Here is a 19735-nt window from a genome sequence, read left to right as displayed (position 1 = left end):
CCGCCGCCGGCCGCCGGCCGCCGACGCCCACCGGGCCCGGGGACGCGCTCCCCGGGCCGCGGGTGCGCGCATTGCCCGGGAATCGCCGTGTCCCGGGCGCCGAGTCGTCCCACTCTGTGGCATGATCTCCCCCGGATACCGGGGAGTTGATCGCGACGACGGCCGAGCAGCAGGATCTCCGCGGCGTGCAGCCGGCGCCCGCGCTGGTCTCCGCTGTGCGCGGTTACCTCGACCACCTCACCGTCGAGCGCGGGCTGGCCGCCAACACCCTGTCCTCCTACCGCCGCGACCTTCGCCGCTACCTGGCGTTCCTGGCCGGCCGCGGCCGCACCGAACTGGCCCAGGTCGACGCGGCCGATGTCACCGCGTTCCTGCGCGGCCTGCGCGAGGGCGACGCCGAGCATCCGCCGCTGGGCGTCAACTCCGCCGGCCGCGCGGTCGTCGCGGTGCGCGGCCTGCACCGCTTTGCGCTGCGCGAGGGGCTCACGGCGACCGATCCCGCGCACGAGGTCCGTCCGCCCTCCCCGCGGCGCAGGCTGCCCAAGGCGATCTCCCTGCACCAGGTGGAGGCGCTGCTCGCCGCCGTGGAGTCGGCCGACGGCCCGCGTGCGCTACGCGACCGGGCCCTGCTGGAGCTGCTGTACGGCACCGGGGCCCGGATATCGGAGGCGGTCGGCCTGGACGTCGACGACATCGACCGGCTGCGCGCCGAGAGCGGAGGAGAGGAGAGCGGGGAGGTCGGCGTCGTGCGCTTCAGGGGCAAGGGCGGCAAGGAGCGGCTGGTGCCGATCGGCAGGTTCGCCCGCCGGGCCGTCGACGCCTACCTCGTCCGCGCCCGCCCCGCATTGGCCGCCTCCGGCCGCGGCACCTCCGCGCTGTTCCTCAACGCGCGCGGCGGCAGGCTGACCCGCCAGGGCGCCTGGGCGGTGCTGCGGGCGGCGGCCGAGCGGGCGGGACTGAGCGACGTCTCACCGCACACGCTCCGGCACTCCTTCGCCACCCACCTGCTCGACGGCGGCGCCGACGTGCGGGTCGTGCAGGAGCTCCTCGGGCACGCCTCGGTCACCACGACGCAGGTCTACACCCTGGTCACGGTCGACCGGCTGCGCGAGGTCTACGCGGCCAGTCACCCCCGCGCGATCGCCACCACCTAGGATCACGAAGGGACAGACGGGGCAAATCCCCTGATGCCGGGGGTCCCCGGCCCCTTAGAGTGTCGCGTTGATTCGTTGATGCCGAAGTTCTAGAGTCGCCGCACGACGGTTAAGCGCTGTCGACATATTGAGTTTTTCCGACGGCCAGTCAACCGGTGCGTCTGAACCGGCCGGTCATGGCTGGTCCGTAGGGAGGTCAAGGGTTGTGAGCTGGTCGGGAAACGACGAGGCGGACGCGGTCGAGACCGCTGCCGCCGACGAGGACATGGTGGCCGATCCGGCGAGCAGCCCATGGGGGGAAACACGCAGTACGGGGGCGGCACTGACCAGCATCAACAGACCGAAACCGGAATTTCCGGAACCGGTGTCACTGGACGGACACGGCCCGGCGCGGGTCGTGGCACTGTGCAACCAGAAGGGCGGGGTCGGCAAGACCACTACGACGATCAATCTCGGGGCGGCGATCGCCGAGTACGGCCGCAGGGTGCTGCTGGTCGACTTCGATCCGCAGGGGGCGCTCTCGGTCGGCCTGGGCCGGCTCGACCCGCGCGAACTCGACCTCACGGTCTACAACCTGCTGATGCAGCGCGACGTCACCGTCGATGACGTGCTGCTCAAGACGGGCATCGAGGGCCTGGACCTGATCCCGAGCAACATCGACCTGTCGGCGGCCGAGGTGCAGCTGGTGGGGGAGGTGGCCCGCGAGCAGATGCTGGGCCGCGCGCTGGCGCCGGTGATGCACGACTACGACGTCGTGCTCATCGACTGCCAGCCCTCGCTCGGCCTGCTCACGGTCAACGCGCTCACCGCGGCGCACGGCGTCATCGTGCCCCTGGAGTGCGAGTTCTTCGCGCTGCGCGGCGTGGCGCTGCTCATGGACACCATCCAGAAGGTCCAGGAGCGCCTCAACGAGGACCTGGTCATCGACGGCTTCCTCGGCACCATGTACGACCCGCGCACGCTGCACGCGCGCGAGGTGCTGGCCACCATCATCGACGGCTTCGGCGACAAGGTCTACAGCACGGTCATCAACCGGACCATCCGCTTCCCCGACGCCACCGTCGCGGGCGAGCCCATAACCCGGTTCGACTCCTCGTCGGCCGGTGCCAACGCCTATCGGGAACTGGCCAAGGAGGTGCTGGCTAGGTGGCCTCTCAGCGGTCACGGCGCGTGACCCTGCCGGGTGCGGCGGAGCTGTTCTTCCGCTCCACGACCGCATCCCCGAGTACTCCGCCCGAGCCCGCGCCACCCGCCACGCCGCCCAGACCGGCGACCGCGCCCGAGGCCGACGTCCCGCAGGAACGGGGACACCGGCCGCGGCAGCAGCGGCAGCGGCGCGCGCCGCTGCCCAGCGGACGGCAGCGCCACGACGAGAAGATCACGGTCTACATATCGGCCGCCGAACTTCTCGCGCTGGAGCAGACCCGGTTGACGCTGCGCGCCAACCACGGTCTGACCAGCGACCGGGGACGGATCGTGCGCGAGGCGGTCGCGGTGCTGCTCGCCGACTTCGAGGAGCACGGCGACTCCAGCATGCTGGTGCAGCGGCTCAGTGACAATTGACGGGGAAAGCGAAGGTGAGGACCTGGTGGGCGCCGCATCGGTGCCACTCTTGAGGACATGACCGCATTCGATCTCTGCACGCACAACAGGCATGACCGCTGAGGACGCGACCGGCGGGAGTGGCTTCCAGGTCCACCTGGACAACTTCGAGGGCCCCTTCGACCTGCTGCTGGGGCTGATCTCCAAGCACAAGCTGGACATCACCGAGGTGGCGCTGTCGAAGGTCACCGACGAGTTCATCGCCTACATCAAGGCGCACGGGGACTCATGGGACCTCGACCAGGCGAGCCACTTCCTGCTGGTCGCGGCCACGCTGCTCGACCTCAAGGCGGCGCGGCTGCTGCCGCGCGGCGACGTCGAGGACGAGGCGGACCTCGCCCTGCTGGAGGCCCGCGACCTGCTGTTCGCGCGGCTGCTGCAGTACCGCGCCTACAAGGAGGTCTCGGCGGTCCTGGCCGAGCGGCTGCTCACCCAGGGCCGCCGGTTCCCGCGCGCCGTCACGCTGGAGCCGCGCTTCGCCGAGGCGCGGCCCGACGTGTTCATCCGGCTGGGGCCGCAGGAGTTCGCCGCCCTCGCCGTGCGCGTGCTCACGCCCAAGGAGCCGCCGAGCGTCCCCGTCACCCACATCCACCAGAGCAGGACGTCGGTGCGCGAGCAGGGGGCGCTGGTGGTGGAGGCGCTGCGCGCGCGGGGGAGCATGACCTTCGCCGAGCTGACCACCGACTGCACCGGTACCTTCGAGGTCGTCGCGCGCTTCCTGGCGCTGCTGGAGCTGTACCGGGCCGCCAACGTCGGCTTCGACCAGCCCGAGCCGCTGGGGGAGCTGCTGATCACCTGGACCGGCGGCGCGGAGGGTGAGGTCTCGGTCTCCGACGACTACGGGCGGGACGGACCGGTCGGCGGGGGCGGGGACGACGACGGCGAGGACTGAGCACGACCGAGCACGGCGGACGACGAAGACGGGAGGCGACGTGAGCGTGGACGGTGCGGCGGCCGAGGGCTCCGGCGGTGTGTCGGCGGAGCTGCGGCGCGATCTGGAGGCGGTGCTGATGGTGGTCGACCAGCCGGTCCAGGAGTACGACCTCGCGCGCGCGTTCCGGCTGCCGGTGGAGACGATCACCGCGACGCTGGCGGGGCTGTCGCGGGAGTACACCGAGCAGGGCCGCGGTTTCGACCTCCGGCAGGTCGCCGAGGGGTGGCGCTTCTACACCCGGCCCGAGTGCGCGGGCATCGTCGAGCACTTCCTGCGCGAAGGCCAGGAGGTGCGGCTCACCCAGGCCGCGCTGGAGACCGTCGCGGTCGTGGCCTACCGCCAGCCGGTGTCGCGGGGCCGGGTCTCGGCCGTCCGCGGTGTGAACTGTGACGGTGTTATGCGTACCCTCGTATTGAGGGGACTGATCGAAGAGGCCGGCCACGATCCCGAATCGGGCGCGCTGCTCTACCGGACCACCGGGTACTTCCTGGAGCGCCTCGGTCTGCGCAGCCTCGACGAGCTCCCCGACATCGCACCATTCTTGCCCGACGACATCGAAGGTCTCGACGACACCGGTGAATACACCACCACGTAAGAACAACGGTCCCCGCGGCGAGCGGGGCTCCTACGGCCGGCGCGGTGAGCGCGGCCAGTCCACCCCGCGCGGTGAGCGCGGCGATTCCACCACCTCCGGCGGCGCGCGGCGGCGCGGCGACCACGACGGCCGTCCGCAGCGGCGCGACGGCCAGGAGCGGCGCGGCCCCGCGCGCCAGGGCGACCGCGACGCCCGGCACCAGGGTCGCGATCGCGACGATCGCGGTTCCTATGGTCGGTCGCGTGATGAGCGTTCCGGTGGCCGTTACGGCGATCGGGATTCCCGTGGTTTCCGCGGTCGTGACGACCGCGGTTCCCAGGGGCGGGATCGTGATGAGCGCGGTGGTCGTGACCGCCGTGATGATCGCGGTTCCTATGGTCGGTCGCGTGATGAGCGTTCCGGTGGCCGTTACGGCGATCGGGATTCCCGTGGTTTCCGCGGCCGTGACGACCGCGGTTCCCAGGGGCGGGATCGTGATGAGCGCGGTGGTCGTGACCGCCGTGATGATCGCGGTTCCTATGGTCGGTCGCGTGATGAGCGTTCCGGTGGCCGTTACGGCGATCGGGATTCCCGTGGTTTCCGCGGCCGCGACGACCGCGGTTCCCAGGGGCGCGGCGGGGACGGGGCGCGCGGCGGCGGCCCCCGCTCCTCCGGACGCGGCCCCTCGGCCGGGGAGAAGCGCGGTGGCCGGTTGCCGCGCGGTGGCCGGGCCGAGCGCGAGCTGTCCAGCGCCGCCCAGGCCCGCCTGCGCGCCCTGCGCGATGAGTACGATCCCGGCGACGACGACCGCTCCGACGAGCAGCGCGACACCTACGTCGATGTCCCCGGCGGCATCCGGCTGCAGAAGGCGCTCGCCCAGGCCGGCGTGGCCAGTCGGCGCGCCAGCGAGGAGCTGATCGCGACCGGGCGGGTCTCCGTCGACGGCCAGGTCGTGCGGCGCTTCGGCGCCCGGGTCGATCCGGAGAAGTCGGAGATCCGCGTGGACGACATGCGGGTGGCCACGGCGCCCGACCTGCTCTACTACGCGCTGAACAAGCCGCGCGGCGTGGTCAGCACCATGTCGGACCCCGAGGGGCGACCCACCCTCGCCGACTACGCCGGCCAGACCGAGGAGCGGCTGTTCCACGTGGGGCGGCTCGACACCGAGACCGAGGGCCTGATCCTGCTCACCAACGACGGCGAGCTCGCCAACCGGCTCACCCACCCCCGCTACAAGGTGATCAAGACCTACATCGCGAAGGTCCCCGGCCCGGTGCCGCGCGAGGTCGTCCGGCGGCTGCGCTCCGGCGTGGAGCTGGAGGACGGCCTCGTCGAGGTCGACTCCTTCCGCGTCATCGACGACGTCGAACCCAAGGCGCTGGTGGAGATCCGGCTGCACGAGGGGCGCAAGCACATCGTGCGGCGGCTCCTGGACGCGGTGGACCACCCCGTTTCGGACCTGGCGCGCACCCAGGTGGGGCCGATCGGTCTGAACACCCTCAAACCGGGAACGATGCGGGCGCTGACGGCGCAGGAGATCAGCGAGCTCTACACTGCCGCAGGGATGTAGGCCCCGGCCGGGCACGGTCGGGAGACGACGAGTGACAGCGGAGGACGACAAGTGGCGGTACGAGCGGTCCGCGGTGCGGTTCAGGTGGACTCCGATGAGCGCGAGCTCGTCCTGGCGGCGACCGCGGAGCTGGTGTCGGAGGTCATGCGGCGCAACGAGCTGACCACTGACGACGTGATCAGCGTCCTGTTCACCGCCACCCCCGATCTCACCTCGGAGTTCCCGGCGCTGGCCGCGCGCAAGCTCGGGTTCACCGACGTCCCGCTGATGTGCGCCACCGAGATCGCGGTCCCGCGCGCGCTGCCGCGCGTGGTCCGGCTGATGGCGCACGTGGAGACGGACCGGCCGCGCTCGGAGCTGCACCACGTCTACCTGGGCGGCGCCCAGGCCCTGCGCCTGGACATCGCCCAGTAGAGCAGGCAGGCAGGCCCGCCCGGTCGGAGGCGGCCGCGCCGATGGTGCGCGGTCGCCCCTGGCCCACAGGGCCTTCGCCCTCGGCCTCAGGGAGCTTGTCAGCCCGGCCACGGGGGCTCGCGGATAAACGGACGGCCCGCCGTGTGGCCGTAGGCCCGTGTGCGGATCGCCCGGCTCCGCGCGAAGCACACTGGGTGCCCTGTGGTCCAGGCCGAAACCGTGGTTTCGGCCTGTGCCCGGGACGTGGGCCTGCTTCGCGCACGGGTGCGCGGTTCACTCGTCGGGCCTTCGGCCGCGCGCGAGAGAACCGCACCCGCACCGACCTCCTCCTTGAGTGGGCCTACCAACCCCCTCGGGAGCAGGCCTCAGAACCCCCGGGGCCGTCGCGACGGGACCCGCCGCCTCGTGCTCTACCCTGGGGGACCACGGGAGCAGCGGGAACGGGGGACGAGCGAGCATGATCGAGCGTGCGGTGGTGGTGGGTGCCGGGCTCATCGGCACCTCCATCGCTCTGGCGTTGCGCCGGCACGGCACCGAGGTGGGACTCGCCGACCGCGACCCCGCCGCGCTGCGGCTGGCCTGTGATCTCGGCGCCGGCACGGCCCTGGACCCGGGGCGGGCGCGCCGCCCCGCCGACGTCGCGGTCATCGCCGCGCCCCCGGCCGCCATCCCCGCCGTGCTGCGCGACGCCCAGGACCGCGGCCTGGCGCACGTCTACACCGATGTCGCCAGCGTGAAGGCCGACGTGGTCGAGGAGGCGGGCGCACTCGGCTGCGACCTCGCGACCTACGTCCCCGGCCACCCCATGGGAGGCAGCGAGAAGCAGGGGCCCAGCGCCGCGCGCGCCGACCTGTTCCTCGGCCGCTCCTGGGCGCTGTGCCCGACGGGCAAGGCCGACCGCGTCGCGGTCGCGGTCGTGACCGAACTGGCCCGTCTGTGCGGGGCCAATCCGCTGACCATCGACGCGCGGGCGCACGACCGCGCCGTGGCGCTGGTCTCGCACGCCCCGCACGTGGCGTCGTCGGCGGTGGCCGCCCGGCTGCTCGACGGCGACGACACCGCGCTCGCGCTGACGGGGCAGGGAGTGCGCGACGTCACCCGCATCGCCGGGGGAGACCCCGGCATGTGGCTGGAGATCCTGCGGCACAACGCGGTCCCGGTCGCCGAGGTCCTGGACGCGGTCGCCGCCGACCTGGCCGCCGCTGCGGCGGCGCTGCGGGACGAGGGGGGCGCCGCCGGACGGGTGGTCGACCTGCTCTCCCGCGGCCGGCGCGGCCACGACAGCATCCCGGGCAAGCACGGTGCCGAGCGCACGCCGGCTTATGCGGTGCTGCCGGTGGTCATCCCCGACGAGCCCAACGCCCTCGGCCGGCTGTTCGCCGCCGCGGGCGAGGCCGGCATCAACATCGAGGACATCCGGATCGACCATTCGCCCGGCCTGCCGGTGGGCGTCGCCCAGCTCTCGGTCGTCCCCGAGGCCGCCGACGAGCTCGCCCGGGCCCTGGCCGAGCAGGGATGGTCGGTGCACCCCTAGATCGGTGGTGGGAGAGGGGCGGCGTTGTCTCCAGGCCCTGCTGTGGTCCTGCCGGCCTGGTGAGGCTGTCGTCGGCGCGCAGCGTCCGGCGACGCGGGAGGTCTCGGGTCGTCGCTTTCGCGGGCGTCGGCCCGTTGGGGGACGGGTGCCCGGAGCCCCGGCGGCGCGCAGGCCGGTGGTCCGGGCCCTTCGGCGCCGCACAGCGGGGTACGACCACCGTCGGCGACCGGTAGTCTGGGGCGTTGAGATGGGATGGAATCACCCCCGGGGAAAGGTAGTCGCAGTGAACGCGCATGGTCACGGCGAGGGCATCGTCATCGCCATCGACGGTCCCTCGGGGTCGGGCAAATCCAGCACGGCCAAGGGCGTGGCGCGGGCGCGCGAACTGCGGTACCTCGACACCGGGGCGATGTATCGGGCCATGACCTGGTGGATGATCCAGCACCAGGTCGATGTCGCCGACGCGGCCGCCGTCGCGGCCAGGTCGGCGGAACCGGTCATCACCATGGGCACCGACCCCGAAGCCCCCACCGTCCGGGTGGACGGCACGGACGTGGCCCGCGCCATCCGGACCGACGAGGTCACCGGCCGGGTGAGCACCGTCAGCGCCGTCCCCGAGGTGCGGGAGCGGCTCGTAGCGCTGCAGCGCGACATCATCGCCGAGGCGCGCCGCGACGCGGCCGGCATCGTGGTGGAGGGACGCGACATCACCACCGTCGTCGCGCCCGAAGCCCCCGTGAGGCTGTACCTCACGGCGAGCGCGCAGGCCCGCGCCGTCCGCCGGAGCAAGGAGAACAGAACGAGCGACGTCGCGGCGACCGAGGCGGCCCTCGCCCTGCGCGACCGGCTCGACTCCAGCCGTGCGCTCTCGCCGCTGACGCAGGCCGAGGACTCCCTGGAGCTGGACTCCAGCGGGCTCTCCCTGGACGAGGTCGTCGCCCTCGTCGTCAAGCTGGCCGACGAGGCCGCAGAGCGCACCGCGCGCTGACACCTCAGCGCGCTCCGCGTGCCCGAGCGGCACGCGGTTCCACCGTGCCGGAAGGCACGTTCAACCAGTCCCCGCGGCACGCATCCTGGGCGCGTGGGGACATCGCACCGGGAGCTTCACATGACTGACAGCATCGATTTCCCGACAACGGACGCGCCCCGTGCGGACGAGGCCGAAGAGGCCGCGGTGAAACCCGTGGTGGCCGTTGTCGGACGACCCAACGTGGGCAAGTCCTCCCTGGTCAACAGGATCATCGGCCGCCGCGAGGCGGTCGTGGAGGACGTGCCGGGGGTGACCCGCGACCGGGTGGCCTACGACGCCTCCTGGCAGGGCAGGGAGTTCACGCTCGTCGACACCGGCGGCTGGGAGACCAGCGTGAGCGGTCTGGCGGCCATGGTGGCCGGGCAGGCCGAGTACGCGGCGCAGACCGCCGACGCGATCCTGTTCGTCGTCGACGCCACCGTCGGCATCACCGACACCGACGAGGCCGTCACGCGCGTGCTGCGCTCGACCGACCGGCCCGTGGTGCTGGCGGCGAACAAGGTCGACGGCGCCGGCGCCGAAGCCGACGCGCTCGAACTGTGGAATCTGGGCGTGGGCGAGCCCCACCCCGTCAGCGCGCTGCACGGCCGGGGCTCGGGCGACCTGCTGGACGCGCTGCTGGACGCGCTGCCCGAGAAGCCGCCCGAGGAGTCGCTGGAGGAGGAGGCCGGACCGCGCCGGGTCGCGCTGATCGGGCGGCCCAACGTCGGCAAGTCCAGTCTGCTCAACCGCATGGCCGGTGAGGACCGGGTCGTCGTCGACGCGGTGGCCGGGACGACGCGCGACGCCGTCGACGAGCTCATCGAGCTGGGCGGGCAGACCTGGAAGTTCATCGACACCGCCGGCATCCGCCGCCGGTTCCGCGCGCTGCAGGGCGCCGACTACTACGCCACCATGCGCACCGGGGCCGCGCTGGAGCGGGCCGAGGTGGCGGTCGTGCTGCTCGACGTCAGCGAGTCGCTGGCCGAGCAGGACCTGCGCATCATCGAGCAGGTCGTGGAGTCGGGGCGGGCGCTGGTGCTGGCCTTCAACAAGTGGGACCTGCTGGACGAGGAGCGCCGGTACTACCTGGAGAAGGAGATCGACCGCCAGCTCTTCCGGGTCCGCTGGGCGCCGCGCGTGAACATCTCCGCCAGGACCGGTCGGCACGTCGAGAAGCTCGTCCCGGCCATCGAGATCGGGCTGGCCTCCTGGGACACCCGCATCTCCACGGGGCGGCTGAACAGTTGGCTCAAGGAGCTGGTGGCCGCGACCCCGCCGCCGGTGCGCGGCGGCAAGCAGCCCAAGATCCTGTTCGCCACGCAGGCCGACGCGCGCCCGCCGCACTTCATCCTGTTCACGACGGGCTTCCTGGAGGACAACTACCGTCGCTTCATCGAGCGCCGACTGCGCGAGGACTTCGGCTTCGAGGGCAGCCCGATCAAGCTCAGCATGCGGATCCGGGAGAAGAAGGGCCGCGGCAGGGCGTCCAAGGGCAGCGTGCGCCCGGACTGGAACCGCTGACCCCGCCGGGCGCCCATATGAGCCGCGCCGTCCCGCGCCGCGCCGCGGGACGGCGCGGCCCAGCTGATCTTGTTCGTGGGTTCTGAAGGCGTTTGTCGATCAGCCCTGAGAGCACCCTGGAACACCGCATCGGTGTATCGATGAATTTTGGCGGCGCAGCGAGTCTTGCGGTGGGACCATCGAAGTGGTGGTCGCCACGAGGGGACGCCGCGCTGCGCGCCGAGCTCGACGCCTCGCGGCCGGTGCGCGAGCTGCTGCGCGAGGTCGCCGACGAGCCGGTGCCGACCGTGCGCTCTACGAGCGCCTGGCCCAAGACGAGCCCGGCCTGTAGGCGCGGCGCCGCCTCCCCCAGCGAGCAGACGCTGATCGCCCAGGCGATCAGTCGGGGACGAGGTCCCAGTACCCCGCCGCGACCGGGCCGCAGGTTCCATGGAGCCGGCCACGTGCGCGACCGTCGCCGACGGGTCAGTGCAGGATGAGGGTGTGGCCGGATCGACGTCTCCGACTCGAGAGTTCTGTATCGCCTCGCGTATCGGAACCGGCGGTTTCTGATCCCCGGTAACGCCGCTTACCAGCGGCCGGATCCTGCCGCGTCCTCCTGAGCGGGGGCGCCACGCTGCATAGTGGGCGCCCCAGGCCGCATCGGAAGAGCCGTTCAAGGCTGGGCTCCGGCCGGCTCTTCGCGTGTCGGGATGCTGCTGTCCACCGGTGGCACCGGCAACGTGCTGCGCGGCCTCTCCGAGAGCGGCCTGGTCGAGCGCGGAATCGCCCCGGACGATCGGCGCGGCTCACCGCGGAGGGCCGCGAGCTGGCCGAGACGGCGGTGCTCCTGTCGGCCCGCGCGACCGCCGACCTGCTGCGCGAGGTCCTGATCACCCTCGGCGGCGTCAGCGCGCCACCGCCCGTGGTGACCCGCGGCCAGGGTCGGCAGATCACCACGGGATGACTCAGCCCGACGGTGGTGCCGCGTCGACGGCTCCGTGCCGCCGGAACCCAGGGACAGGCTCACCGAGGTGTAGCCGTGCCTGTCGGCCGCGATGGCGGCTGCGCCGCGGATGAGGGCCACAGCACGCCGTCGATCGGGTGCGCGCCCAGTCGGCGCACGTCGTCGGCCTGGCGCTGCGTGTGCCCGTAGCCGCTGTGGAAGACGACCGCGACGTTGGTCTTCATCGGGTCTCCATGACCATGGAACTTGAAAGAAAACTTTCATGGTGCTTCCCGGTCCGTGTCGCGGAGGCAAGCCGCGTGCGCGGAAGGATGCGAGGTGCGGGAGGAAGGCCGGGACGCCCGAGGCCGACGCGATCGCCGAGTGGCCACGCGGCGCTGCGTGGCCTGGTCACAGGATCGCCGTTACCTTGCGCGAAGAGGCTCCGGCCTGGCCGGGGGTTGGCCGTCGTCGGCGCCCGTGTCGGGAAAGCCCTCGGCGACCGAGGGCGGCCGGAGGAGGACGGGCGGAACCGGACCGAAGCCGCGAAAAGCCGTCTCGAACGGCTCCGAGAATGCGATAGAGTTGTCCACGTCGCGAGGGCGAACCGCCCTACGAGGCACCGGGACGTAGCGCAGTTTGGCAGCGCACTTGACTGGGGGTCAAGGGGTCGTGGGTTCAAATCCCGCCGTCCCGACAGAGAAATAGCAAGTCAGAGCAGGGGCATCCGGGACGGGTGTCCCTGCTCTGCGTTTGAGGTGGAGACGGGAAAGCGTGTTCTGTCTCCACCTTCTTCGCGTCCTGCTCGCCGTTTCTGAGCTTAGCGGGCCGGAGAGGACCGGCTTCCCTTCCCGGTCGGCCGAGGGGTGCGCCCGGCCGGGGAGCGGTGTTCTCACGGGTCATGTCCTGCCCGTAGGGGGACGCTCACGGCTCGACTCCTGTCGCCGGATGTTTTCAGGCGGGGGCTTCTTCATCCTGGAAGTAGCCGACTCCTTGACGCCGGTCCGAGTCCGCGTATTGGTCTACTCGTGAGCGCCGCGCCATAGAGACGGGGGAGACCTCGTGCTGGGATGTTCCGCCGGTGGCCGCTCTGGCCGAGGAGGCGCTGATGGGGTCTTGTCCTCCTTGTGCGTTCGCCATTGCTGTCCTTCCTGTGACCGGTCCTCCCGGTCTCGGAGTGCTACGTCGGCTCCGCTTCGCCCGGCTCATTCGGCCGGTCGAAGAAGCAAACGCGGCCGGACAGTCCGGACGTGCGCGATGAGAGCGGCACGCGGGCCATGGACCCGGCACGTGGCTTCGCTCCAGGCGGTGTCACACGGTCAGGAACTCGCTGATGCGTCGTCCGGCGAGGTCGCCCCTACCTTCGGGGTGGAGCCAGTCGAACCTGTGCGGGGCGGCATCGCCGGCCTTGTACTCCAGGCCGACGGTGCCCTGGTAGCCGACGTCGTGCAGGGCGTCGAGGACCCGCGCGAAGGCGATCTCACCCGTCCCCGGGGCCCCTCGCCCGGGCGAGTCGGCGATCTGGACATGGGTGAGGTGGTCGGAGTGCCGTCGCAGGTTGTCGATGAGGTTCCCCTCCATCCGCTGCATGTGGTAAACGTCGTAGAGCAGTCCCAGCCGGTCGCCGCCCGCTTCCCGTACCCTCTCGATGACCTCCACCGCGTGTGCGGTGCGCACCAGCGGGTAGTGCGGACTCTCGAAGGAGTTCAGCGGTTCCAGTACGACCGTTGCCACGCCTCTTGCGGCCTCGGCCGCGAACTGGAGGTTCTCCAGGGCGCATGCGTCCTGGAGCCGTGGGCTCACGCCTTTCTGCCGGTTTCCGTAAAGAGCGTTGAGGACTTGGCAGCCCGTGCGTCCGGCCATGTCCACCGCCGCGGGGACGTTCGCTCGGAACCGGCCGCTGCGGTCCGGTTGCGAGACGAAGCCGCGGTATCCGTCGGCCAGGGGGCCGGCGTCGAAGTTCAGGCCGGTGAGCCTGACTCCCGCGTCGGCGATGGCGGCGAGGAACACCTCGACCTCCTTATCGCCCGGCTCGGGGATGTCGAACGGCCACCAGCACTCCACCGCGTCGAAGCCCGCCTTCTTCGCCGCCTCGGGGCGTTCCAGCAGTGGAAGTTCGGTGAACAGCATGGACAGGTTGACGGCGAACCTCATGAATCCTCCACTGTGGTTCCCCTGGGCGCGGGCGCTACCGGTCCGGGCTTCGCTCCTTGATCCGGTCAGGGCAGGGGCATGGTGAACGCGTACGGGATGACCACCGCGGTCAGCAGCACGCCGACCGCGGTCGCCAGAGCGATGGTGAGCCAGCCGCCCGAGCGGACGTACCAGAACATGGCGAGCAGGAATCCCCCGGTCACCACGGCGAACTGCACGACTCCGATCAGCAGGGCGTAGCCGGTGATGAGCGCGAAGAGGACGACGACCCGGCGGGACTCCTCGCTGCACCACATCTCCGCGATGCGGGGAGCAATCCCTTTCAGCGCTCCGCGCATCAGGGCGCGTGCGACGACGACCGCACTCAGCACGGCTACGAGGACGCACACCAGGAAGGGAGTGAACCCCGGGCTGGTGAGCAGCCCGAGCTCGCCGCGGCGGGGCATGTCGAGCGACTCCCCGGCCGCCCAGGCGCACACCACGATGAGGGCGGTGCCGAGGGCGAGGTCGCCCGCGGCCCGGGACGGAGCGCACTCATCGGTCCCGTCCGCGGGCGTCCGGGCACTCATCGCAGCCCTTCGGGCCATTCGGCCGCATTGGCGGCGCGGCCGTGCGGCGGCCATTCGAACTCCGAGATCGTCGGGATGTCGAACTCGGCCGGATCGTGCTCGGTCATGCCCAGGCCGTGCAGCGCCCAGGAGCGGCTCGCCTCCACCCGCGCCATGACCTCGTCGGACTCATGGCCGACCGTGTAGTCGACGATGCCACCCAAGTCGCCTTCGTACAGCTCGCGGAACCCATCCTGCTCGGTGGCGTACCGGACGGATTCCGCCAGGCGCTCGACGATCTCCGGAGGGGTGTCCCGGGACACGTAGACCCCGAACCACGGATTGATCGCGGTCTGGTCGGCGAGGGCCGGGTAGGTGTCGACGATCGGCGGGATCTCCACACCGGCGACCTCGACCGGTTCCTCGTACAGGTTGGCCAGCGGACGCACGTCGCCGGATTCGACAAGGTTCAGGATGTCGCCGAGGGTGACGGAGACGAAGTCGATCTCGCCGGAGACGAGGAAGCGTCCCGCCTCGCTGCCTCCGTTGTATGGGACGTGCTCGGCCTCCGTGCCGGTCTCCTGCTTGAGCAGTTCGCCGAGGATATGCCCGTTGCTGCCGGGGCCCGGCGTGCCGTAGCGCATCGACGGGTCGTCCTCCATGCCCTCAACGAGGTCCTCGATGGACCCGTACTCGCTGTCGGCCCGGACGAAGATCGTGGTGGGCGACGGCCCTGCGAGCAGGGCGTAGAAGTCCTCCCACGAGGCGTCGGACTGCTCCATCACCCGCCACATCCCGGCGGTACTGGCCCCGCCGAAGATCGAGTAGCCGTCGGCGGGCTGGTGGGAGACCTGGGAGGCGCCCACGCCTCCCGTGGCGCCCTCGACGTTCACGATCTGCACGGAGACGCCCAGGTCCTCCTCCATCCCCGTGGCCAGCCCGCGCGTGGTCAGATCAGAGCTGCCGCCTGCGGACCAGCCCACGGTCAGCTCGATCGGACGTGCGGGGAAGGCGTCGGCGGCACTTCCTCCGTTCGCGCAGGACGCCAACGGCAGCAGGGCGATCACGACGCCCGTGGCCGCGGCAGTGTGTCGCATCGGTCGTGTCCTCAGCGGGTTACTTGCATCGTTCGGCATTTGCACTCCCAGCCGATCCTCATGTGCGAATGGACTCGCGCATGATGCGAACGTTGTCGGTCGCCTGGTCGACGAGCATGTTGATGTCGCTGCTCACCGAGCACATGTTGATTCCGTCGTCCATCAGCTCGATCGCCATCCGGGGATCGAACACGTGGATGGCCGCCACACGTCCGTGCTTGTGGGCCGCGGCGATCACCCTGCGGAAGGCCTCGCGCAGGTCCGGATGGCCGACCTCTCCGGGCAGGCCCATGTCCACGGACAGGTCGAACGGTCCGATGAAGAAACCGCCGAGCCCTTCGACCTCGGCGAGCCGCTCGACGTTCTCGAGCCCGCGCCGGGTCTCGATCTGCACCAGGACCAGGGTCTCCTTGTCGGCGCCCTCCATGTACTCCATCGCCGGGTACTTCGCGTAGGCGCTGTGCGGTCGGCGCAGCGCCACGCCGCGGCGCCCCCGGTGCGGGTACATCGCGTGCGAGACGACCTCCTCGACTTCGGCCACTTCTTCGACCTGGGGGACGACGAGCACGGAAGCGCCCGCATCGAGGGGTTTGAGGACGGTCTCCCGCCGGATCTCGGGGATGCGCACGGCCGGCGTCACGTTCCAGCCCCGTCCGGCGGTGATGAGACCGGCCATGTCGGAGTAGTCGAGCGTGCCGTGCTCCATGTCGATGAGGAAGAAGTCGAGGCCCGCGGTCGCCAGCATCACCGCCGTATTGGGGTTGCTGATCTCGGAGATCATGGTCCCGAGTACCTTCTCGCCCCGCTTGAGCCGTTGGTGGAACGACATGTGCATCTCCTCGTTTCGGTTGTCGGCGGCCGGGTCAGGCCGTGTGGACCGGTTGGGCCGCGCCTTCGGGCAGACCGCCTTCGAGCACGGTGATGATGCCTTCGGCCGCATGCACGGACATGCGCCGCAGCGAGTCGCCGGTGTGCGCCGCGCAGTGGGGTGTCAGGACCGCGTTCCGCGTGTCGAGCAGTGGGCTTCCGTGCGGCGGCTCGTCGGCGAAGACGTCGATGCCCGCCCCGCCGAGGCGCCCGCTCACAAGGCGTTCCGCCAATGCCGCTTCGTCGATCACGCCGCCCCTGGCCGCGTTGACGACGATCGCACCGGGAGCGAGCATGTCGAGTTCTCCGCCTCCGATGAGTCCACGGGTCTGCGCGGTCAGCGGAACGTGCACGGTGAGGGCGTCCGCGCGATCGAGCAGGCTCCGCAGCTCCGGCTGCGCCAGGACGTCCGGAGGCAATCGTGCGTCCGGGGGCAGGAACGGATCGTGGGCGCGGACCCGCATCCCGACGGCCCCCGCGATCGCGGCGACCCGGCGGCCGATTCGACCGAGCCCTAAGACACCGAGCGTCCTCCCGGCGAGTTCGATCCCCACGAGTTGATCGCGGAGGTGGAAATCGTCCCCGCGCACCGCGGCGTCGCATTCGCGGAACCGCCGCGCCGCCGCGATGAGCAGACCGATCGTGTGCTCGGCGACCGAGACCGCGTTCGCCTCAGGGGTGATGAGGACCTGGATCCCGCGGCGTCCGGCGGCGGCGACGTCAATGGCGTCGGTGCCCACGCCGTGCCGGGCGATGACCTTGAGCCGGGGCGCCCCGTTGATCATCGCGGCGCTCACGGTCCCGGTGCGGACGAGCACGCCTTCCACGTGGTCCTTGACCCGGTCGAAGGTGGTCGCCTCGGGGCCGAAACCGAGAGCGAGAGGGCCGTGCCCGCGCAGCAGCTCCAGAGCGTCGGGGTGCACGGGGTCGTCGACGTAGACGAGGGCGGTCGTGTCGGCGCTCACCGGCCGGCCCCCGCCTTCCGCGCGGCGGCGGCCGGTTCGAGCGGTGGCGGAAGCGGCACCCCGGACGCCTCCGCCAGCGGTTCGAGCGCCGCGAAGATGTCCGCGGGATAGGCGATGCCGCGCTCATCGCGCTCACGTGCCGTCTCCGCCTCGCGCTCTCCCGGCAGCAGGATCCGTTCGGCGCCGCTGGCGAGCGGAGTGTCGCGCACCGACGCCGCCAGGGCCTCGACCCGGGCGTCGAAGCCGACCCGGTCGCTGAACGCGCCGATGTCGAGCGCGATGCAGGTATGACTGGCGTCCACGGGGGCGTTCTGGTCGAGCCGCTTCACCTCCGCCCCCGGTGCGCCACCGCCGAGGACTCCGGTCAGCAGGTCGACCATCAGGGCCAGGCCGTATCCCTTGTGGTCGCCCACCGGCCGGAGCAGCCCGCCGTTGAACAGCACGTCGGCGGGGTCGGAGGTGGGCAGGCCGTCGGCGTCGAAGCCCCACTGCTCGGGAATGGCCTGGCCCCGATCCGCGGCGAGCTTGATGCTCCAGGCCGCCACCGCACTCATGGCGATGTCCAGGACGATGGGGAATTCGCCGAAAGGCACGGCGATCGCCACGGGGTTGTTGCCGACCCGCCGCTCCCTGCCGCCGGTCGGGGCCATGAGCGGCGCCGCGTTGGTCATCGCGATGCCGATCGCCCCGCTGCGCGCCGCCATCGCCGCATAGCTCCCGGCGGCTCCGAAATGCCCGCTGTGCCGCACCACGGCGGTTCCGACCCCGGCCTCTTTGCCGGCGTCCAACGCCGATGCCATGGCGAAGTCCGCGGCCGCGTGCCCGAATCCGTTTCCGCCGTCGATGACGAGCGCGGCCCCGCGGCGGGAGGCCACCCGGGGCCGGGCGCGCGGATCGAGGGTGTCGCGCCTGATCCGCTCGACGTAGGCGGGGAGCCTCACCAGGCCGTGGGTCTCGGTTCCTCTGCGATCGGCCCACATCATGTGCCGGGCGACGGTTCGGGCGGTGTCCTCGGGCATGCCGGCGCGGGTGAGAACGGCGACGGTGAACTCGGTCATCGCGTGCACGGATCTGGGGGACACTCGCTCGAGCACGGTCTGGACCTCCTTTTCGGTCGGACGGGACGGGGCGGACGGCGGTCAGGAGCGCGGGCCCGCTTCTGGAGGATCGTCGTTGCGGGCGGCGCCGGAGCGCGCGGATTCCTCGGCGGCCTCGGTGCCCCCGGCGTCGTCGTCCCCAGGGCCGGTCCCGAGGGGACCGGCGGCGTCGTGCGCGGCCGAGCGCCGGCGCCGGCGCCGCCACAGGCTCTGCGCGAGCATCACGATCAGAAAGGCGATGAGCAGGAGGCCGATGGGCCTGCTGAGCATGGCGCCGAAGTCGCCTTCGTAGGTGAGGATCGCCCTGCGCAGGGACTGATCGGCGAGCGGACCGATGAGGACCCCGAGCACGAGGGGCGCCAGCGGGAAACCGCGGCTGCGCAGCACGTAGCCGATGAGCCCGAAGACCAGCACCACCTGAATGTCGAAGACGGTGAATCCGACCCCCCAGGCGCCGATGAAACCGAGGGTGACCGCCACGGGAAGAATGATGCCCCGCGGGATGGACAGCAGCCGGATGAAGTAGGTGGAGGCCAGGTAGGCCAGGACGCGCATGATGACAGCGGAGATCAGGAAGAGCGCGATCGTCGTCGCGATGAATCCCGGCTCCTCCACGATGAGGTTGGGGCCCGGGCGCACTCCGTACATGAAGAGCGCGGCGAGCAGGATCGCGGTGGGACCGCTGCCGGGGATGCCCAGCGTCAGCGTGGGGATGAGCGCGCCTCCGGAGGTCGATTGGTTCGACGTCTCGGCGGCGATGAGGCCTTCGTGCGAGCCCTTCCCGAAATCCTGGGGCCGCTTGGACCTCCTCCGCGCGATGTCGTAGGCGATCCACGGGGACGCGGACTCACCGGCGCCCGGAACGATCCCCATGAAGACGCCGATCAGCGCGGACCTGATGATGTTGACGATGCTCGCCGGCCTGCGCAGAATGTCCCAGCGGGTGATCGCGCGGCCGGGTTTGCCAACGAGCCGGTAGGGCTGCTTCGAACGTAGAACGAACAGGATCTCGGCGACCCCGAAAACCCCGATCAGCACCGGAACGAAATCGATGCCGCGCATCATTTCCGGAGTGAATCCGAACCGCGGAGTCCCGAAAATCGGGTCGGTTCCCACCATGCTGATGGCGATACCGATGAATGCCGCGATCCATCCCTTGAGAGGGCTTCCTCCGGCCAGCCCACCGGCGAGCAGGACTCCCACGATGGCGACGAGGAACAGTTCCCAATCACCCAGCATCAGCGCGAGCACCGCGACGAACGGCAGCAGTAGAAAGCCGACTATCTCACCGATCCACTCGCCGAAGAAGCTGACCCAGGTGGCCGTTCCCACGGCTTCACGCGCCTTGCCGCGCTTCGCCAGCGGGAAACCGTCCAGCGTGGTGACCGCCGCCGCCGGTGTTCCCGGGATGTTCAGCATGATCGCGGTGATGCTGCCGGAGTAGATCGCCCCGGTGTAGACCCCGATGAGCAGTCCGAGCCCGGCCTCGACCGGGAGCTTCAGCATGAAGCCGAGCAACAGCGACATCGCCATCACCGCGGTGAGTCCCGGCATCAGGCCGACGGCGATGCCGATCAGCCCGCCGGCGACCAGGGCGATGATCACCACGGGATCGGTCAGGATGTCCATGATCGCGTTTGGAAGCAGGGCCCATTCCTGGACGACCAGTCCCCAGTCCACGGCTTCACCTCTCGATCAGGCCGACGGTGGTGCAACCGGCGTCAAAGGCGGACGCCGACTATGGGCCACATCACGAAGATTTGTGAT

20 protein-coding genes and 1 tRNA gene are annotated in these 19735 nt (G+C 71.1%); 13 read left to right on the top strand and 8 right to left on the bottom strand.

What is annotated here, in order from left to right:
• The first annotated feature begins 149 nt into the window (after positions 1-149).
• From HDA32_RS17905 to HDA32_RS31490, 12 genes are all read left to right on the top strand, one after another.
• Positions 150-1154, top strand: coding sequence for a site-specific tyrosine recombinase XerD (locus HDA32_RS17905; RefSeq protein WP_179646774.1), 1005 nt, complete (start codon positions 150-152; stop codon positions 1152-1154).
• Between the two features lie 205 nt (positions 1155-1359).
• A complete protein-coding gene (locus HDA32_RS17900) occupies positions 1360-2328 on the top strand; it encodes a ParA family protein (RefSeq protein WP_179644274.1) in 969 nt (322 codons plus the stop codon).
• Positions 2301-2717: a hypothetical protein gene (locus HDA32_RS17895; protein ID WP_179644273.1), complete on the top strand. Its 417-nt coding sequence runs from the start codon at positions 2301-2303 to the stop codon at positions 2715-2717. Before HDA32_RS17900 ends, HDA32_RS17895 begins: the two co-directional genes overlap by 28 nt.
• A 91-nt stretch (positions 2718-2808) precedes the next feature.
• Positions 2809-3648: a segregation and condensation protein A gene (locus HDA32_RS17890; protein ID WP_179644272.1), complete on the top strand. Its 840-nt coding sequence runs from the start codon at positions 2809-2811 to the stop codon at positions 3646-3648.
• 40 nt (positions 3649-3688) lie between these two features.
• The gene (scpB, locus tag HDA32_RS17885; RefSeq protein WP_376766967.1) at positions 3689-4285 is read left to right on the top strand and encodes an SMC-Scp complex subunit ScpB; all 597 of its coding nucleotides are present in this window, start codon (positions 3689-3691) and stop codon (positions 4283-4285) included.
• A 691-nt stretch (positions 4286-4976) separates the two neighbouring features.
• Positions 4977-5834, top strand: a complete 858-nt coding sequence (locus tag HDA32_RS32105) for a pseudouridine synthase (protein ID WP_344731742.1) — start codon at positions 4977-4979, stop codon at positions 5832-5834.
• Between the two features lie 51 nt (positions 5835-5885).
• Positions 5886-6248 (top strand): chorismate mutase, encoded by a 363-nt coding sequence (gene aroH, locus HDA32_RS17875; protein ID WP_179644269.1) that lies wholly within the window; start codon positions 5886-5888, stop codon positions 6246-6248.
• Positions 6249-6705: 457 nt separating this feature from the next.
• Positions 6706-7782, top strand: coding sequence for a prephenate dehydrogenase (locus HDA32_RS17870; RefSeq protein ID WP_179644268.1), 1077 nt, complete (start codon positions 6706-6708; stop codon positions 7780-7782).
• Between the two features lie 247 nt (positions 7783-8029).
• Positions 8030-8770 carry a (d)CMP kinase gene (gene cmk / locus HDA32_RS17865; protein WP_179644267.1) on the top strand — a complete coding sequence of 247 codons (741 nt, stop codon included), beginning with the start codon at positions 8030-8032 and terminating at the stop codon, positions 8768-8770.
• A gap of 120 nt (positions 8771-8890) precedes the next feature.
• Positions 8891-10315, top strand: a complete 1425-nt coding sequence (gene der / locus HDA32_RS17860) for a ribosome biogenesis GTPase Der (protein WP_179644266.1) — start codon at positions 8891-8893, stop codon at positions 10313-10315.
• Between the two features lie 170 nt (positions 10316-10485).
• Complete coding sequence (locus HDA32_RS17855) at positions 10486-10794, top strand: hypothetical protein (protein ID WP_179644265.1); 309 nt, start codon at positions 10486-10488, stop codon at positions 10792-10794.
• Positions 10795-11138: 344 nt separating this feature from the next.
• Positions 11139-11261 (top strand): hypothetical protein, encoded by a 123-nt coding sequence (locus HDA32_RS31490; protein ID WP_281370399.1) that lies wholly within the window; start codon positions 11139-11141, stop codon positions 11259-11261.
• Positions 11262-11320: 59 nt separating this feature from the next.
• Here the strand turns inward: HDA32_RS31490 and HDA32_RS17850 are convergent, their stop codons facing one another.
• Entirely contained in the window at positions 11321-11485 is a 165-nt protein-coding gene (locus tag HDA32_RS17850) for a hypothetical protein (RefSeq protein ID WP_179644264.1), read from the bottom strand.
• A 378-nt stretch (positions 11486-11863) separates the two neighbouring features.
• On the opposite strand from HDA32_RS17850, the gene HDA32_RS17845 reads away from it, so the two are divergent.
• Positions 11864-11937: transfer RNA gene (locus HDA32_RS17845), tRNA-Pro, on the top strand.
• Between the two features lie 614 nt (positions 11938-12551).
• On the opposite strand, the gene HDA32_RS17840 is transcribed toward HDA32_RS17845, so the two are convergent.
• From HDA32_RS17840 to HDA32_RS17810, 7 genes are all read right to left on the bottom strand, one after another.
• Positions 12552-13394 carry a hydroxypyruvate isomerase family protein gene (locus tag HDA32_RS17840; RefSeq protein WP_179644263.1) on the bottom strand — a complete coding sequence of 281 codons (843 nt, stop codon included), beginning with the start codon at positions 13392-13394 and terminating at the stop codon, positions 12552-12554.
• Between the two features lie 65 nt (positions 13395-13459).
• Entirely contained in the window at positions 13460-13963 is a 504-nt protein-coding gene (locus HDA32_RS17835; protein ID WP_179644262.1) for a tripartite tricarboxylate transporter TctB family protein, read from the bottom strand.
• Complete coding sequence (locus HDA32_RS17830) at positions 13960-15039, bottom strand: Bug family tripartite tricarboxylate transporter substrate binding protein (RefSeq protein ID WP_179644261.1); 1080 nt, start codon at positions 15037-15039, stop codon at positions 13960-13962. Before HDA32_RS17830 ends, HDA32_RS17835 begins: the two co-directional genes overlap by 4 nt.
• 58 nt (positions 15040-15097) lie before the next feature.
• The gene (locus HDA32_RS17825; protein ID WP_179644260.1) at positions 15098-15868 is read right to left on the bottom strand and encodes an HpcH/HpaI aldolase family protein; all 771 of its coding nucleotides are present in this window, start codon (positions 15866-15868) and stop codon (positions 15098-15100) included.
• Between the two features lie 34 nt (positions 15869-15902).
• Positions 15903-16871, bottom strand: a complete 969-nt coding sequence (locus HDA32_RS17820) for a hydroxyacid dehydrogenase (RefSeq protein ID WP_179644259.1) — start codon at positions 16869-16871, stop codon at positions 15903-15905.
• A complete protein-coding gene (locus HDA32_RS17815; RefSeq protein WP_179644258.1) occupies positions 16868-17965 on the bottom strand; it encodes an Ldh family oxidoreductase in 1098 nt (365 codons plus the stop codon). The genes HDA32_RS17820 and HDA32_RS17815 overlap by 4 nt, the downstream gene beginning before the upstream one ends.
• 45 nt (positions 17966-18010) lie before the next feature.
• Entirely contained in the window at positions 18011-19648 is a 1638-nt protein-coding gene (locus HDA32_RS17810; RefSeq protein WP_179644257.1) for a tripartite tricarboxylate transporter permease, read from the bottom strand.
• Positions 19649-19735 lie beyond the last annotated feature (87 nt).

Source organism: Spinactinospora alkalitolerans (assembly GCF_013408795.1).
Classification (GTDB): Bacteria; Actinomycetota; Actinomycetes; order Streptosporangiales; family Streptosporangiaceae; genus Spinactinospora; species Spinactinospora alkalitolerans.
This window is presented reverse-complemented; position numbering and strand designations above follow the sequence as displayed.